The organism is Streptomyces sp. AK02-01A, assembly GCF_033795305.1.
In the GTDB taxonomy this organism is placed as follows: Bacteria; Actinomycetota; Actinomycetes; order Streptomycetales; family Streptomycetaceae; genus Streptomyces.
Window position 1 is genome coordinate 86,458 of sequence record NZ_JARBAE010000021.1, and the last position, 16,271, is coordinate 102,728.

The window sequence follows — 16,271 nt, forward strand, 5'->3', positions numbered from 1 at the left end:
CAGGACAAGGAGTGGGTGTTTCACGTGAAACCAATCGACCCGCGTCTACTCCGGTACGCCCGGGCCACTCGTTTTTTCCTGGTGGCCGTGGTGGCTCTCGGGCTGGCCGGCGCCGGGCTGGTGATCGCTCAGGCGATGCTGATCGCCGACGTGGTGATGGGCGCCTTCCAGCGTGGATTCGACGGCTCGGAACTGCGCACTCCTCTGCTCCTGCTGGGCGCGGTCGCCGTCGGGCGCGGTCTGGTCTCCTGGCTGACCGAACTGGCCGCGCACCGTGCGAGCGCCGCGGTCAAGTCCGAACTGCGTGAGCGGCTGCTGGCACGCGCGGCCGAACTGGGTCCCGGGTGGCTGAGCGGACAGCGGACCGGTTCGCTGGTCACTCTCGCCACCCGAGGGGTCGACGCGCTGGACGACTACTTCGCGCGCTATCTGCCGCAACTGGGCCTGGCGGTCGTGGTGCCGGTGGCGGTGCTGGCGCGGATTGTCACCGAGGACTGGGTCTCGGCGGCGGTCATCGTGCTGACCCTGCCGCTGATTCCGCTGTTCATGGTGCTGATCGGCTGGGCCACCCAGACGCGGATGGACCGTCAGTGGCGGCTGCTGTCACGGCTGTCGGGCCACTTCCTGGATGTGGTGGCCGGGCTGCCGACGCTCAAGGTCTTCGGACGGGCCAAGGCGCAGGCCGAGTCGATCCGCGAGATCACCTCGGAGTACCGGAAGGCGACCCTGCGCACCTTGCGCATCGCCTTTCTGTCGTCGTTCGCGCTGGAACTGCTCTCGACGCTGTCGGTGGCGCTGGTCGCGGTCGGCATCGGGATGCGCCTCGTCCATGGAGATCTTGATCTGTACACCGGACTGGTGGTGCTGATCCTCGCGCCCGAGGCATATCTGCCGCTCCGGCAGGTGGGAGCGCAGTACCACGCGGCGGCCGAGGGACTCTCCGCCGCGGAGGAGATCTTCACCGTCCTGGAGACCGAGCCTCCGGCGAACGGTACGGGCGAGGTGCCGGACGTACCGCGCCTGGAGCTGGACGGTGTGACGGTCCGCCATGACGGGCGTGCGGAACCGTCGCTGGACGCCGCCACACTGACGGTCGAGCCAGGCGAGACGGTCGCTCTGGTCGGCCCCAGCGGGGTCGGGAAATCCACCCTGCTCAATGTGCTGCTCGGGTTCGCCGTGCCGGACGAGGGCCGGGTACGGGTCGACGGCCGGGATCTGTCCTCCCTCGACCTGGACCGCTGGCGGGACCGGATCGCATGGGTCCCGCAGCGGCCGTATCTCTTCGCGGGGACGATCGCGGAGAACATACGCCTGGCCCGGCCGGACGCGGACGACGCGGCGGTACGGAAGGCACTGAGGGACGCGGGAGCGCAGGACTTCGTGGCGGCGCTCCCGCAGGGCATGGACACCGCGCTCGGCGAGGACGGTTCGGGTCTCTCCGCGGGACAGCGCCAACGCCTCGCGCTGGCACGGGCCTTCCTGGCCGACCGGCCGTTGCTGCTGCTGGACGAACCCACCGCGGCGCTCGACGGTGAGACGGAGGCCGGCATCGTAAACGCCGTACGACGACTCGCGGCGGGCCGCACCGTGGTGCTGGTCGTCCACCGGCCGGCGCTGCTCGCGGTGGCGGACCGGGTGATCGCTCTGCCGGAACGGAAGGAGCCTCGCGAGCGGAAGGAGCGCACGCACGGGCCGACGGTCCCGGTCGGGCCGTCCGGTCCCGCGCGGGAGCTCGTCCTCGGCGACGACGCGGCCGCGGCCACCGGTCCCGACCGGCCCGCGCCGCCACGGGATCCTCTCGCGCGGATTCGCGCGGCCGCCGGGACGCTGCGCGGCCGCTTCGGCCTGGCACTGGTGCTCGGAAGCTGCGCACTCGGCTCCGCCGTCGGCCTCATGGCGGTGTCCGGCTGGCTCATCTCGCGCGCGTCCGAGCAGCCGCCCGTTCTCTATCTGATGGTCGCTGTGACGGCGACCCGCGCCTTCGGCATCGGCCGGGCCGTCTTCCGGTACGCCGAGCGGATCGTGTCGCACGACGCGGTGCTCAGAATGCTCGCCGCACTCAGGGTCTCCGTATACCGGCGGCTGGAGCGCATCGCGCCCGCCGGGCTGCGCGAGACCAGGCGCGGAGACCTTCTGTCCCGGCTTGTCGCCGATGTGGACGAACTCCAGGACTACTGGCTCCGGTGGCTGCTGCCCGTCGGCACCGCCGTACTCGTCGGAGCGGGCGCCGTCGGATTCACCGGGTGGCTGCTGCCCGAAGCGGGAGCCGTGCTGGCCGCCGGACTGCTCGCCGCCGGAGTGGGCGCACCGCTGGTGAGCGGCGTGTGCGCCCGCCGGGCGGAGCGGCGACTGGCCCCGGCGCGCGGGGTACTGGCGAGCCTGGTCGCCGATCTGCTCAGAGGCACCGCGGAATTGACTGTCACCGGCGCGCTGAAGGACCGGATGCGCCGGATGTGCGAGGCCGACGCGACACTGACGGCCATCGCCTCGCGAGGCGCTACCGCCAACGCGCTCGGCGGCGGCCTCTCCGCGCTCGTCTGCGGCCTGACGGTGGCCGCCGCCGCGGCCGTGGGCGTGGGAGCCGTCCATGAAGGACGGCTCGCGGGCATCGAGCTGGCCGTTGTCGTGCTGACGCCGCTGGCCGCGTTCGAAGCGGTCACCGGCCTGCCGCTCGCCGTGCGGTACCGGCAGCGGGCCAGGCGCAGCGCGGAGCGGGTGTACGAGGTGCTCGACGCCTCCGTCCCCGTACAGGAACCGGACCGGCCGGCCGCCGCTCCCGCGTCGCCCTTCCCGCTGGAGGTACGGCGGCTGTCCGCTCGGTACGCCGGGCAGCGGCAGGACGCGCTCAGCGCCTTCGATCTGACGCTGACCGCCGGGAAACGGGTCGCCGTCGTCGGGCCCTCGGGCTCGGGCAAGACCACGCTCGCTCAGGTTCTGCTGCGCTTCCTCGACGCGCGAGAGGGCACCTGCCGCCTCGGCGGGACGGACACGGCCGAGCTCGACGGGGACACGGTCCGGCGCTTTGTCGGACTGTGCGCCCAGGACGCGCACCTCTTCGACAGTTCCGTACGGGAGAACCTCCGGCTCGCCCGTACGGACGCGACCGAGGACGAGCTGCGTGACGCTCTGGGCCGGGCCCGGCTGCTCGACTGGGTCGACGCCCTGCCCGCCGGCCTCGACACGCTCGTCGGAGAACACGGCGCTCAGCTCTCCGGCGGCCAGCGGCAGCGCCTGGCGCTGGCCCGCGCGCTTCTCGCCGACTTCCCCGTGCTGGTCCTGGACGAACCGGCCGAGCATCTGGACCTGGCGACGGCGGACGCGCTGACCGCCGATCTGCTGGAGGCGACAGAAGGAAGGACGACATTGCTGATCACCCACCGTCTGCGGGGACTGGACGCGGTCGACGAGGTGATCGTGCTGGAGCAGGGCCGGTCGGTGCAGCGCGGACCGTATGACGAGCTGGTCGCCGACGAGGGACCGCTGCGACGGATGCTGGAACGCGAACGCGCCAGTGATCTCCTTGACGCCCGGCAGCCGACTTTCCCTATCAAATAGGGCTTACTAGTCTCAATGTCATGAAAGTGTCCGAATCTCCGGATTCCTTCGAGCCCGGCACCCGGGCGGCCCATGGCCTCCGGGGGCTGTCCACCGAAAACACCTCGCAGGTGCCGCAACTGCTGGAGGCCATGCGCTCCGCCGGTGCGGGCCAGGAGCTGCACGCCACACTGGAGCGGATCTGCCAGACCGCGGCCGGCCTCGGCGACGCCCGCTACGCCGCGATCGGCGTTGTCGACGAGGCGGGCGAGGGACTCTCCGAGCTGGTGACCTACGGAGTCGACGAGGACGTGGCCCGGCGGATCGGCCATCAGCCCGACGGGCACAGCGGTCTGCTCGGCGCGCTGCTCCACCATCCCGACCCTCTCCTGCTGTCCGATGTGACGGCCGATCCGCGCGCCGTCGGATTTCCGCCGGGTCATCCGCCGATGAGGACGTTCCTCGGCGTACCCATCCGCGTCCATGACGAGATCTTCGGCAACCTCTACCTGTCCGAGAAGTCGGACGGACGCGAATTCGACGACTACGACCTGCACATGGCGCGAGTGCTCGCCACCGAGGCGGGCATCGTCATCGGCAACGCCCGTCTCTACGAGGCGGCCCGGCAGCGCGAGCGGTGGATCGACGGCTCGGTCGCGGTCACCACCGCACTGCTCTCCGGTGGCGACGCCGGCGGTGCCCTGTCGGTCGTCGCGGAGCATGCCCGCAGACTGGCTGACTCGGTCGTCGGTGTGGTGCTGCTGAGCACGGCGGATCACGGTCTGGAGATCGTGGCCGTCTCCGCCGATCATCCGGCCATCAAGCTGGGCACGGTCATTCCGGCGGAGAGCCCCGCCGTGGCGTCCCTGCTCGCCGGCGAATCCGTCTTCGTGGACGACAGCGCCTCCGACCCGCGTGTGATCACGGATCTGGCCCTGAGCTTCGGCCCGTGCATGCTGCTGCCGCTGCGCACCGACGGCCGGGTGCTCGGTGTGCTCGCGACGCCTCGTCCGCCTGGCGGACGCCGCTTCAGTACGACGGAACGCACCCTGGCGACCCAGTTCGCCGCACAGGCGGCGCTGGCGCTGATGATGGCCGAGGCGCAGCGCGACCGGGAGCGGCTGGCGGTCCTGGAGGACCGGGACCGGATCGCCCGCGATCTCCACGACTTGGTGATCCAGCGGTTGTTCGCCACCGGGATGATGCTGGAGAGCGCCCAGCGCGGACCGGTCGAGGCCGAGGTGAGCCAGGGCATCGAGAAGGCGGTCGGCGAACTGGACGTGACGATCCAGGAGATCCGTACCGCCATCTTCGCGCTGCGGCAGGGACCGGCCGAGGCGCCGGCCGGATTGCGCACCCGCGTCCTGCGGGAGATCAATATGGCCGCGGTGCCGCTGGGATTCACTCCCTCTCACCGTTTCGTGGGACCGGTCGACTCCGGTGTCGGTGAACTCGTCGGGAGGAATCTGATCGCCGCGCTCCGCGAGGCGCTCTCGAATGCCTTCCGGCACGCGCACGCCACCCGTATCGAAGTCGTGGTCGACGCCACCATCAGGTTTTCGGACGGCAGGGCCGCGGTCCGGCTGTTGGTCGCCGACGACGGTGTGGGCATCCCGCACGGCGGGCGCCGCAGCGGGCTGCGCAATCTGCGAAGACGGGCCGAGTCGCTCGGCGGATCCAGCACCTGTGGGCCGGGACTGGGCGAGAGCAGAGGCGGCACGACGGTGATCTGGCAGGCCCCGCTCTGATCAGCGGGCCCGCGACCGGGTGCTACGCACCCGCCAGGATCCGCTCGATGACGACCGCGACGCCGTCCTCATTGTTGGTGAGCGTACGTCCGGAGGCGGAGGCGAGCACGTCCGGATGGGCGTTGCCCATCGCATACGAGGTCCCGGCCCAGGTCAGCATCTCAAGATCGTTCGGCATGTCTCCGAAGGCGACGACCTCGTCGGACGAGATGCCGCGTTCGGCGCAGCACAGCGCCAGCGTGCTCGCCTTGCTCACTCCCAGGCCGCTGACCTCCAGGAGCGCGGTCGGGCTGGAGCGGGTGACGGACGCGCGGTCGCTCACCGCCGTACGAGCCAGCGCGAGGAAGCCGTCGGGCGTCAGGTCGGTGTGGTGGACGAGCAGCTTCAGCACGGGTGCGGCGGAGCCGGGGTCCGACTCGTGGAGGAGTTTCTCGGCGCTGGCGACGGTCACCCCGGCGTCCTGATGGAACGGCGGGTACGCCGGCTCGCGGTGGATGCCGGTGGTCAGCTCGACCGCGAAGGTCGTCCCCGGAGCGGCGTCGCGCAAGGCCCGTACGACCTCCAGAGCCGTCGCGCGGTCCAGCGGGCGGACCCGCAGCAGCCTCGCGTCGGCGTGCAGATCGACGACCGCGGCCCCGTTGGCGCAGATCGCCAGGCCATGGCCGTGGACATGGTCGCTGACGACATCCATCCAGCGGGCCGGGCGTCCGGTGACGAAGAACACCTCGATCCCGGCCTTCTCCGCGGCGGCGAGCGCGGCGACCGTACGGTCCGAGACGGACTTGTCGTCGTGCAGCAAGGTGCCGTCCAGATCGGTGGCGATGAGCCGGGGCCTGGCGGGGAGCGGGGAGTCGTTAGGCGGGTTCACGACGCCCATTCTCACGTACGGATGCGCACGGGCGTGCGGAGGGTCGCACATCTGAGAGGACGTGTGGGCCGTTACCGCCGCGCCACGGCGGAGCGCGGCCGGTGCGTGACCGGCCGCGCCTCCGGCGACCCGCCGTGCGGGCCGCGACGTATGCGTGCCGGCTGATCAGCTCAACTGAGTGAGCGCCTCGGTGGCGATCTGTTCGAACACCTTCTGGTCGGCCGCGAAGTACGAGTCCGGGATCGGCGAATGGATCACGATCTCGGTGATGCCGAGCGCGAAGTGCCTGCCGGCGAAGTCCACGAAGGCGTCGAGGGATTCCATGGGGCGGTCCCGGTCCGGTGTGAAGCCGGTGAGCAGGACCTTGTCCAGTTCGCTCGGGTCCCGGCCGATCTCCGCGCAGGCGGCGCCCAGCCGGTCGATCTGCTCCCGGACGGCGTCCCGCGACTGCTCCGGGGTGCCCGTCTCGAACAGCTTCGGGTCGCCCGTTGTCACCCATGCCTGCCCGTGCGCCGCGGCCAGCTTCAGCCCGCGCGGGCCGGTCGCGGCCACCGCGAACGGAATACGGGGACGCTGCACGCAGCCCGGGATGTTGCGTGCTTCCACAGCGGAGTAGCGGGTGCCGCGCCAGGTCAGCGAGGGCTCCGTCAGCAGCCGGTCCAGCAGGGGCACGAACTCCGCGAAGTGGTCGGCCCGCTCCCTGGGTGTCCACGGCTCCTGTCCCAGGGCCGTCGCGTCGAAGCCATTGCCGCCGGCCCCTACGCCCAGGGTGATCCGGCCGCCGGACACGTCGTCCAGCGTGATCAGGTCCTTGGCCAGCGTCACGGGATGGCGGAAGTTCGGGGAGGTCACCAGTGTGCCAAGACGGATCCACTCGGTGGCGGTGGCCGCCGCGGTCAGGGTCGGGACCGCGCCGAACCACGGCCCGTCGCGGAACGTACGCCACGACAGGTGGTCGTACGTGTACGCGGCGTGAAACCCCAGCTCCTCGGCCCGCCGCCAAATCTTCTGCCCTTCGCCCCACCGGTAGACGGGGAGGATCACCGTACTCAGACGCATGCCGTAGACGATACGCGGGCCGCCGGCTGCCACGGCCGCGCAGGTGGAGCAGGTGCGGGAAGCAGCCCGGCGGCAGCCCGCCGATCGCTAATGTTGCTCCATGGACACGGCGGGCAGGGCCGAACTCAAGGCCATGATCGAAGAGGCGACTGCCGACGCCTACAACGAGGACGAACAGCTGACCGGTCTGTTCACCATGCGTGAGGAGCACCTCGACGTGCCCTTCACCACCGCGGTTCTCGGCGTCGAGGTAACCGTGCGGGGCGTCGACCTCACGCCGGACGGCGGGATCGTCGCCCTGTGCACTCGCGGCGGCATCCGTCAGTCGATCGGGATCCTGGAGCTGCCGTTGCCCGGCCCGGCGCCCGACGGCACGGAATGGATCGACGCGTACCGTCTCTGGGCCGGTTGAGGCCGAGCACCTCACACTTCACACGGAACTGGCCTGTAGGGAAGGGCTCAACGTGACTGATGCCGTACAGGGCGCACAGCAGGGCGCCGGTGAACCGTCGCTGACCGGCCTCATCGAGCGCGCCGCCGAGTTGAAACGGGAGCTGGTCGCCTTCGCGCGGAGCGCCCGCTTCGACCGGTGGCTGACGCCCCTCCTGCTGGAGGCCGCGGGGCCCGAGCGGCAGTTGGACGAGGGCGCGGCGATCCGGATCACCGACCACTTCATCCTGCGGTACCGCCTGCCGGACGGTTCGACCGTGGTGGACCGGTTCGTCGCCGGGCGGAAGGACTTGACCGCGGCCGACCGGGAGACACTGCTCGGCTGGCGTGACCCGGTCGAGGGCATCTTCGAGATCGAGCGCGAGGAAGGGGATGCCGTCGTCCTGCTGAACCTGGTCGACGACCTGAAGTACCGCACGTACTCGAATGTCGGACGGACGGCGTTCCGCGGAGTGTCCGAGGGAGGATTCCTCCACACCTGCCTGGTGCCCGTTCACTCGGCCGACGCGGCGTGGCTGGTGTCCGGGGCGATGTCGTACTACTCCAGGTCCAGCGCCTCCGAGATCGCCCAGGCGGCGCTCGAACTGGCTACCAGCCGGCCCGAGCTTGTCTTCCGCAACCCTGAGAAGATCGAGCAGGGATGGCAGCGGATGCGGGAAGACCGGGCCGCGTTCGTCGAGTTCTGCGGTGGCGATGAACTGGTCCTTCCGCCTGCCGAAGCCGAGGACCGCCTCAATGCCTACTACCGCCACCGCCGGGAGGCCGCCGTCGCCGGACAGCCCGGCCGTGCCCGGGGCAGGCGGCTCCGCGGCCGGGACGTGCCTCTCTTCGAACTGCCGCGAGAACTGGCGGACTCGGACACCATCGGTGTCATCTACGACGAGGTCGACGGCCTGAACTTCTACGCGGACTACGGGACGCTGCGGGACCTCTTCGGTGACCCCGCCCGCGCAGGCCGCAGGCAGTACCAGGATCTGCTCCGCACGTACCTGCGCGAGGAGTCGATCACGCCACTGCCGATCCGCCGACTGGCCGCCGCCCACCCGGCGACGACCGACGCGGTGTTCCGGAAGGTCCTGCGGAAGCCCGGATTCACCTGGAGCGAGCACGGCGAGGCTCTGTTGCGGCGACGCAAGCCCTGGTACTACGAGAACGAGCCCCGTCCGGGCGTCTCCGTGATCGGCGACCGGCTGGGTGAGCTCGCCGCCGGCCGCCGGTAGCCACCGTTCACGAGGGCACGGCGGAACCGCGCGAGCCCGAGCAGCCGCTGGATGAGCCACCGGCGCCGGAGAGTTGGCTCGCGGGTCGGCCGACCGAGCCGATCCACTCACCTGCGGTCCATCGCGGGAGCTTTCCTCGGTTTGCCGCCGCCTATGGGGAAGTAATCGTCGCGCATAGGTTTGATCCACAGTCAACTCGACTTATCCACAGACTGTTTCGGCGGTTCTGTGGACAACACTGGTTGAATTCTTCCTGATTTGGATAATGTATCCCGCTTTGTCGTTAATTAAGGCAAGAGCCTCCGGGTTCCTCGCCGGGAGCGCGGTCTGCGCAGCCGGGCCCGGACATTGACACGGTGGAGCCAGGCGCCGTTCACCGCGTCCGGCTCCGGCAGTACGGGCGTGTGCGGCAGGTAGATGTGCCAGGACCTGGCGCCCTGACCGAGGGGCTGGCCGGCCCGGCGCGGAGTGGATGCCGCCCGCTGTCCGATCCAGTGCCCCAAGCGGTCCAGAAGACGCCATCGCCTGTGGACAACTCAGGGGCGGACCGGCCCTGGATCCCCGGCCCCCTACGGGTCCCTCCATCTGGAGGGGGACACCGATCCAACCGCCTGGTCTGACGTTCGATGTGGCCCGCGCCACTACCGTCGAACCGTGACTGTGATCGTGACCGAAAGCCTCAGCAAACGGTTCCCCCGGGTGACCGCGCTTGACCGGCTCTCCCTGGACATCGGACCCGGCGTGACCGGTCTGGTGGGCGCCAACGGAGCCGGCAAGTCAACCATGATCAAGATCCTGCTCGGTCTGTCCCCCGCCACGGAAGGCCGGGCCTCGGTGCTCGGGCTCGACGTCGCCACCAGCGGCGGCGCCATCCGCGAACGCGTCGGATACATGCCCGAGCACGACTGCCTGCCGCCGGACGTCTCGGCCACCGAGTTCGTCGTACATATGGCGCGCATGTCCGGACTCCCTCCGACCGCGGCCCGCGAGCGCACCGCGGACACGCTGCGCCATGTCGGCCTCTACGAGGAGCGGTACCGCCCCATCGGCGGCTACTCGACCGGCATGAAACAGCGCGTCAAACTCGCCCAGGCGCTGGTCCACGACCCCCAGTTGGTCCTGCTCGACGAGCCGACCAACGGTCTCGACCCGGTCGGCCGCGACGAGATGCTCGGGCTGATCCGCCGTGTCCACACCGACTTCGGCATCTCCGTCCTGGTCACCTCGCACCTCCTCGGCGAGCTGGAGCGCACCTGTGACCATGTCGTCGTCATCGACGGCGGAAAGCTGCTGCGCTCCAGCTCCACCAGCGACTTCACCCAGATCACCACCACCCTCGCCGTCGAGGTCACCGACACGGACACGCATCCGGACGGCACGCGCGCGCTGCGCGAATCCCTCATCTCGGCCGGAATCACACTCCATGACGGCATGGAGGAGGGGCTGCCCGGAGCGGGCCACATCCTGCTGGTCGAGGCCACGGGCGAGGAGACGTACGACACCGTCCGCGACACCGTCGCCGGACTCGGCCTGGGCCTCGTACGGATGGAACAGCGGCGTCATCACATCGCCGAGGTCTTCCGGCCGCGAGCGGCCGGGACGGCGGACGCCGCCGGCGCTCAACAGCCGGACGCGGCGGCGGCCACCGACGCTCCGTACGCACAGCGGAAGGAAGGCGTCCGTGATGAGCGCTGAGACCGGGACCGAGAACACTCGGATCCACAACATCGGGTACCGCGAATACGAAGGACAGCGGCTCGGCCGCGCCTACGCCCGCCGCTCCCTCTACTCGCAGTCCCTGCGCGGCGCCTACGGACTCGGCCGCTCGGCCAAGTCCAAGGTCCTGCCGATGATCCTCTTCGCTGTGATGTGCCTGCCCGCGGCCATCATCGTCGCGGTCGCCGTCTCGACGAAACTGAAGGACCTGCCGCTGGACTACACGCGCTACGCCATCGTCACCCAGGCCGTCATCGGTCTCTATCTCGCCGCGCAGGCTCCGCAGTCCGTCTCCCGCGATCTGCGCTTCAAGAGCGTGCCGCTCTACTTCTCCCGTCCGATCGAGCGCATCGACTACGTCCTCGCGAAGTACGGCGCGATGGCCTCGGCGCTCTTCGTGCTGACCGCGGCGCCGCTCGTCGTCCTCTATGCCGGCTCGCTGCTGGCCAAGATGGACTTCGCCGACCAGACCGAGGGATTCGGCCAGGGACTGGTGTCGGTGGCGCTGCTCTCCATCCTCTTCGGCGGACTCGGCCTGGTGATGGCGGCGCTCACACCGCGCCGCGGCTTCGGAGTCGCCGCTGTGATCGCCACCCTGACCATCTCGTACGGCGCGGTCTCCACCGTCCAGGCGATCGCCTGGCAGTCGGGGTCGGGCGGCGTCGTCAAGTGGCTCGGCCTCTTCTCGCCGATCACGCTCATCGACGGCGTACAGACCGCCTTCCTGGGCGCCACCTCCGCGTTCCCCGGCGAAGCAGGACCCTCGGCCGGTGTGGGCGTGGTCTATCTGCTGGCCGTCCTCGCGCTCGTCTTCGGCTCGTACGCCGTCCTCATGCGCCGTTACCGGAAGGTCGGGCTGTGACCACCATCAATATCGACCACACCTCGCGCTGGTTCGGCAACGTGGTGGCCGTCAACGACGTCACGATGACGATCGGACCCGGAGTCACCGGACTGCTCGGCCCCAATGGCGCCGGCAAGTCCACTCTCATCAACATGATGGGAGGCTTCCTCGCTCCCTCCACCGGCACCGTCACCCTCGACGGACAGCGGATCTGGCGCAACGAGTCGGTGTACCGGCAGATCGGCATCGTGCCGGAGCGGGAAGCGATGTACGACTTCCTCACCGGTCTCGACTTCGTCGTCGCCAACGCGGAACTGCACGGGCTGGGTGCCAGGGAGGCCCGCGCGGCGCTCGCCACGGTGGAGATGGAATACGCGCAGGACCGCAAGATCGCGACATACAGCAAAGGAATGCGCCAGCGGGTGAAGATGGCATCGGCGCTGGTCCACGACCCGTCGGTGCTGCTGCTCGACGAGCCCTTCAACGGTATGGACCCACGCCAGCGCATGCAGCTCATGGAGTTGCTGCGGCGTATGGGCGCCATGGGCCGCACCGTCCTCTTCTCCTCCCATATCTTGGAGGAGGTCGAGCAACTCGCCTCGCACATCGAGGTGATCGTGGCCGGTCGCCATGCCGCCTCCGGAGATTTCCGCAAGATCCGCCGGCTGATGACCGACCGGCCGCACCGCTATCTCGTACGGTCCAGCGACGATCGCGCGCTCGCCGCGGCGCTGATCGCCGATCCGTCGACGGCGGGTATCGAGGTGGACCTCGCCGAGGGCGCGCTGCGTATCCAGGCGGTCGACTTCGGCCGCTTCACCGAACTGCTGCCGCGGGTCGCTCGTGAACACTCCATCCGACTGCTCACGGTCTCGCCCTCGGACGAGTCCCTCGAATCGGTCTTCTCCTATCTCGTAACGGCCTGAAAGGAGCTGTGACGTCATGTACAACCCCACAGTCGCCCGGCTCACCTACCGGGCCCTGCTCGGCAGGCGCCGGGCCGCGATCCTCTTCGTGCTGCCCGCTCTGCTGATCCTCATCGCGGCGGCCGTCCGTGCCTTCAACGGCGCGGACGACCAAGTCGCCTCGGACGTCCTGGGCGGCTTCGCCATGGCGACCATGGTGCCGCTGATCGGTGTGATCGCGGGGACCGGCGCCATCGGACCGGAGATCGACGACGGGTCGATCGTCTATCTGCTGTCCAAGCCGCTGAAGAGGCCGACGATCATCTTCACCAAACTGATCGTGGCGATCGCCGTGACCATGGCCTTCTCCGCGATCCCGACCTTTGTCGCCGGATACATCCTCAACGGCAACGGCCAGCAGATCGCGATCGCCTATACCGTCGCGGCTCTTGTCGCCTCGATCGCCTACAGCGCGCTCTTCCTGCTGCTCGGTACGGTCAGCCGTCATGCGGTGGTCATAGGACTGGTCTACGCGCTGGTCTGGGAGGCGCTGTTCGGCAGCCTGATCGCGGGCGCGCGGACCCTCAGTGTCCAGCAGTGGTCGCTGGCGCTCGCCCAGAAGATCGGTGGTGCCGGCACGATCACCTCGGATGTGGGACTACCGGTCGCGGTGGTTTTGCTGGTGGGTGTCACCGTGGTCGCGACCTGGTACGCGGGCCAGAAGCTGCGGACGCTGACCCTCGCGGGCGAGGAGTGAGCGATCTGTCGGCGGAGACAACCCTCGTCCGGCGGGCGGGGGTTGTCAGGCAGGCCGTGCTCCGTGCGGACGGACACCGCACAGCCAAGGACAACGCAACAGCCAAGGACACCGCACAGCCACGGACAACGCACAGCCACGGACACCGCACAGCCACGGACACCGCGCGCCGGATATTGAGTGCGCACGGATATTGAGTGGCGCCGAACAGTGGTCCCAGGCACAGTAGTTGGTGTCAAGAGCACACCATGGACCGGGAGAGGAGCGCGGCGATGACCGGGTATCCCCGTCCGTCGAGTTCCCAGCAGGGCAGCGCCGCGCAGGCTCCGGAGTAGGCTCCCGCCACTCCGTACGGCCGCAGGCACGCTGCCCGGGGGCGGCCGCTTCGAGCGCGCATCCGCGCGGGCCGCCCCACCCGGAGGATTGGCCGAGTGGCAAGGCAGCGGCTCGCACGGTGTCTCATCGCGTGAGCCGTGGTCGGGCGAAAGCCCGCGCGCGTTCGATCCGCGCATCCTCCGCCGAAGACGTGGGGCCTTGGAAAGCTCAGACCCGCGCCGACAGCGTTCGCGGCGCGGGTGCGCCGCGGGCCGTGGACACGGCCTCAGCCCAGCAGCTTCTCCAGCACCACCGCGATGCCGTCGTCCTCGTTCGACGCCGTGACCTCGTCCGCCATGCTTCTGAGCTCCTCATGCGCGTTCGCCATGGCCACTCCGTGCCGCGCCCAGCGGAACATGGGAATGTCGTTCGGCATGTCACCGAACGCGATCGTGTCCGCAGCCGTGACACCCAGGCGGCGGGCGGCGAGCGAAAGCCCGGTGGCCTTGGTCAGGCCCAGCGGCAGGATCTCCACGACGCCCGCCCCGGCCATCACCACATCCACCAGGCCGCCGGCCGTCGCCCGCGCCGCTCGCGCCAGCGCGTCGTCGTCCAGCTCCGGATGCTGGATGTACACCTTGTTGAGCGGCGCCGCCCACATCTCCGCCACGTCGTCGACGGAGAGAACCGGAAGCGGGCCCGCCAGCACGCGGTAACCGGGACCGACCAGCACCTCGCCGTCAAGGCCGTCCCGGCTCGCGGCCAGCGCCAGCGGGCCGATCTCCGCCTCGATCTTGGAGAGCGCGAGCCTGGCGAGCTGCCGGTCCAGCGTCACCGACGTCAGCAGCTTGTGCTCACCAGCGTGATAGACCTGCGCGCCCTGGCCGCACACCGCCAGACCGTCGTAGCCCAGATCGTCCAGGATGTGGCGCGTCCAGGGCACGGCCCGTCCGGTGACGATGATGTGCGCGGCGCCCGCCGAGGTGACCGCGCCGAGCGCCTCACGCGTGCGACCGGAAACCGTGCCGTCGTGACGCAACAGCGTGCCGTCGAGATCGGTCGCCACGAGCTTGTAAGGGAACGCCGCAGCGGTCCCAGGAACGGGGGAGACGCTCACTTGGCGACCGGCTCCAGTACCTCACGACCGCCCAGATACGGACGGAGCACCTCGGGCACCCACACGGAACCGTCGGCCTGCTGATGGTTCTCCAGGAGCGCCACGATCGTGCGCGGGACGGCGCAGAGCGTGCCGTTCAGCGTCGACAGGGGCTTGATCTGCTTACCGTCCCGCATCCGGACCGAGAGCCGCCGGGCCTGGAAACCGTCGCAGTTGGACGCGGAGGTCAGCTCGCGGTACTTGCCCTGCGTCGGAATCCACGCCTCGCAGTCGAACTTGCGCGAGGCCGAGGCGCCCAGATCACCCGTGGCCACATCGATCACCTGGAAGGGCAGTCCGAGGGCGGTCAGCCACTGCTTCTCCCAGTCCAGCAGCCGCTGATGCTCGGACTGAGCTTCGGCGGGGTCGACGTACGAGAACATCTCGACCTTGTCGAACTGGTGGACCCGGAAGATGCCCCGGGTGTCCTTGCCGTACGTCCCGGCCTCACGGCGGAAACACGGCGAGAAGCCCGCGTACCGCAGGGGCAGCTTGTCGGCGTCGATGATCTCGTCCATGTGGTACGCGGCGAGCGGCACCTCCGACGTACCGACCAGGTAGTAGTCGTCCTTCTCCAGGTGGTACACGTTCTCCGCGGCCTGGCCGAGGAAGCCCGTGCCCTCCATGGCGCGCGGGCGGACCAGCGCCGGCGTGAGCATCGGGATGAAGCCCGCCTCGGTGGCCTGTGCGATCGCCGCGTTCACCAGAGCGAGCTCCAGCAGCGCGCCGACGCCCGTCAGGTAGTAGAAGCGCGAGCCGGAGACCTTCGCGCCGCGCTCGACATCGATGGCGCCCAGCGCCTCGCCGAGCTCCAGATGGTCCTTGGGCTCGAAACCTTCCGCCGCGAAGTCGCGGACGGTGCCGTGCGTCTCCAGGACGACGAAGTCCTCCTCACCGCCCACCGGGACATCCTGATGGACGATGTTGCCCAGTTGGAGGAGGAGCCGCCTGGCCTCCTCGTCGGCCTCGTGCTGCTCGACATCGGCCGCCTTGACATCGGCCTTGAGCTGCTCCGCCCGCTTGAGAAGCTCGGACTTCTCTTCGGCGGAGGCCCTGGGGATCAGCTTGCCGAGAGACTTCTGCTCGGAACGGAGCTCGTCGAACCGGACCCCGGACGACCTGCGTCGCTCATCGGCGGAGAGCAGGGCGTCGACAAGGGCGACGTCCTCTCCACGGGCGCGCTGGGAGGCGCGAACACGGTCGGGGTCCTCACGGAGCAGGCGAAGGTCAATCACCCCTCCAGGCTACCGGTGCGCGCTGACACCGACCCACTCGATATCCCTCGGCGTAGCCCTTTGTCTTGATTGTGGCAATTGGGCGAGGTGTCGGGAAATCCGCGAGCGGTCGCCCGCTGTTCGTCAATAAAGAGGATCCAATTCCCCGGAACGAGGCCTTCCGCTGCCGCTCCTTGACTCACTTCCCTTGCGGGAGAAGGGACTTGAGGCGGTCTCTTCCTCATCTTGTCCACAGCGAGGCGCGGTGCGGCCCAAGTTATCCACAGGCTGTGTGGAGAGTCTGTGGATTACGGAAGTGATCGTTCCGATCGCTGCTCAGGGGCCGGAGAATTCGGCGCCCAAACCCGCCTCAGACACTCATTCGGGTGGCAATTGCTCGCTGCGGCGAGTTGATCACCGGGACTGAGGCGCCGGGGAGCCTCGGCACTCAGAGCCGAGAAGCGGAGCAGGTGGAGTGATTTGTC

Annotated in this window: 12 protein-coding genes and 1 tRNA gene; 9 read left to right on the top strand and 4 right to left on the bottom strand. The window is 69.5% G+C overall.

Annotation, left to right across the window (positions count from 1 at the left end):
- The first annotated feature begins 24 nt into the window (after positions 1-24).
- Positions 25-3,555, top strand: a complete 3,531-nt coding sequence (gene cydD, locus PV679_RS20450; RefSeq protein ID WP_319681772.1) for a thiol reductant ABC exporter subunit CydD — start codon at positions 25-27, stop codon at positions 3,553-3,555.
- A gap of 20 nt (positions 3,556-3,575) precedes the next feature.
- On the top strand, positions 3,576-5,282 hold the full coding sequence (locus PV679_RS20455; protein WP_319681773.1) for a GAF domain-containing sensor histidine kinase: 1,707 nt from the start codon (positions 3,576-3,578) through the stop codon (positions 5,280-5,282).
- Between the two features lie 22 nt (positions 5,283-5,304).
- Here PV679_RS20455 and PV679_RS20460 read toward each other — a convergent pair whose 3' ends face one another.
- Entirely contained in the window at positions 5,305-6,159 is an 855-nt protein-coding gene (locus PV679_RS20460) for a Cof-type HAD-IIB family hydrolase (protein WP_416069759.1), read from the bottom strand.
- Positions 6,160-6,315: 156 nt separating this feature from the next.
- Positions 6,316-7,209 carry an LLM class flavin-dependent oxidoreductase gene (locus PV679_RS20465; RefSeq protein WP_319681775.1) on the bottom strand — a complete coding sequence of 298 codons (894 nt, stop codon included), beginning with the start codon at positions 7,207-7,209 and terminating at the stop codon, positions 6,316-6,318.
- 100 nt (positions 7,210-7,309) lie between these two features.
- Here PV679_RS20465 and PV679_RS20470 point away from each other — a divergent pair, with 100 nt between their 5' ends.
- From PV679_RS20470 to PV679_RS20505, 7 genes are all read left to right on the top strand, one after another.
- Entirely contained in the window at positions 7,310-7,621 is a 312-nt protein-coding gene (locus PV679_RS20470; RefSeq protein WP_319681776.1) for a hypothetical protein, read from the top strand.
- Positions 7,622-7,673: 52 nt separating this feature from the next.
- Positions 7,674-8,879, top strand: a complete 1,206-nt coding sequence (locus tag PV679_RS20475) for a hypothetical protein (RefSeq protein ID WP_319681777.1) — start codon at positions 7,674-7,676, stop codon at positions 8,877-8,879.
- A gap of 660 nt (positions 8,880-9,539) precedes the next feature.
- Positions 9,540-10,574 carry an ABC transporter ATP-binding protein gene (locus PV679_RS20485; protein ID WP_319681802.1) on the top strand — a complete coding sequence of 345 codons (1,035 nt, stop codon included), beginning with the start codon at positions 9,540-9,542 and terminating at the stop codon, positions 10,572-10,574.
- On the top strand, positions 10,564-11,457 hold the full coding sequence (locus tag PV679_RS20490; RefSeq protein ID WP_319681778.1) for an ABC transporter permease: 894 nt from the start codon (positions 10,564-10,566) through the stop codon (positions 11,455-11,457). The genes PV679_RS20485 and PV679_RS20490 overlap by 11 nt, the downstream gene beginning before the upstream one ends.
- On the top strand, positions 11,454-12,365 hold the full coding sequence (locus PV679_RS20495) for an ABC transporter ATP-binding protein (protein WP_319681779.1): 912 nt from the start codon (positions 11,454-11,456) through the stop codon (positions 12,363-12,365). Before PV679_RS20490 ends, PV679_RS20495 begins: the two co-directional genes overlap by 4 nt.
- A gap of 16 nt (positions 12,366-12,381) precedes the next feature.
- On the top strand, positions 12,382-13,101 hold the full coding sequence (locus PV679_RS20500) for an ABC transporter permease (RefSeq protein ID WP_319681780.1): 720 nt from the start codon (positions 12,382-12,384) through the stop codon (positions 13,099-13,101).
- Positions 13,102-13,518: 417 nt separating this feature from the next.
- Positions 13,519-13,619: transfer RNA gene (locus PV679_RS20505), tRNA-OTHER, on the top strand.
- Positions 13,620-13,702: 83 nt separating this feature from the next.
- Here the strand turns inward: PV679_RS20505 and PV679_RS20510 are convergent.
- Together PV679_RS20510 and serS are read right to left on the bottom strand one after the other, a co-directional pair.
- On the bottom strand, positions 13,703-14,533 hold the full coding sequence (locus tag PV679_RS20510; protein WP_319681781.1) for an HAD family hydrolase: 831 nt from the start codon (positions 14,531-14,533) through the stop codon (positions 13,703-13,705).
- Positions 14,530-15,807 (bottom strand): serine--tRNA ligase, encoded by a 1,278-nt coding sequence (serS, locus tag PV679_RS20515; RefSeq protein WP_319681782.1) that lies wholly within the window; start codon positions 15,805-15,807, stop codon positions 14,530-14,532. The genes PV679_RS20510 and serS overlap by 4 nt, the downstream gene beginning before the upstream one ends.
- Positions 15,808-16,271: the final 464 nt, after the last annotated feature.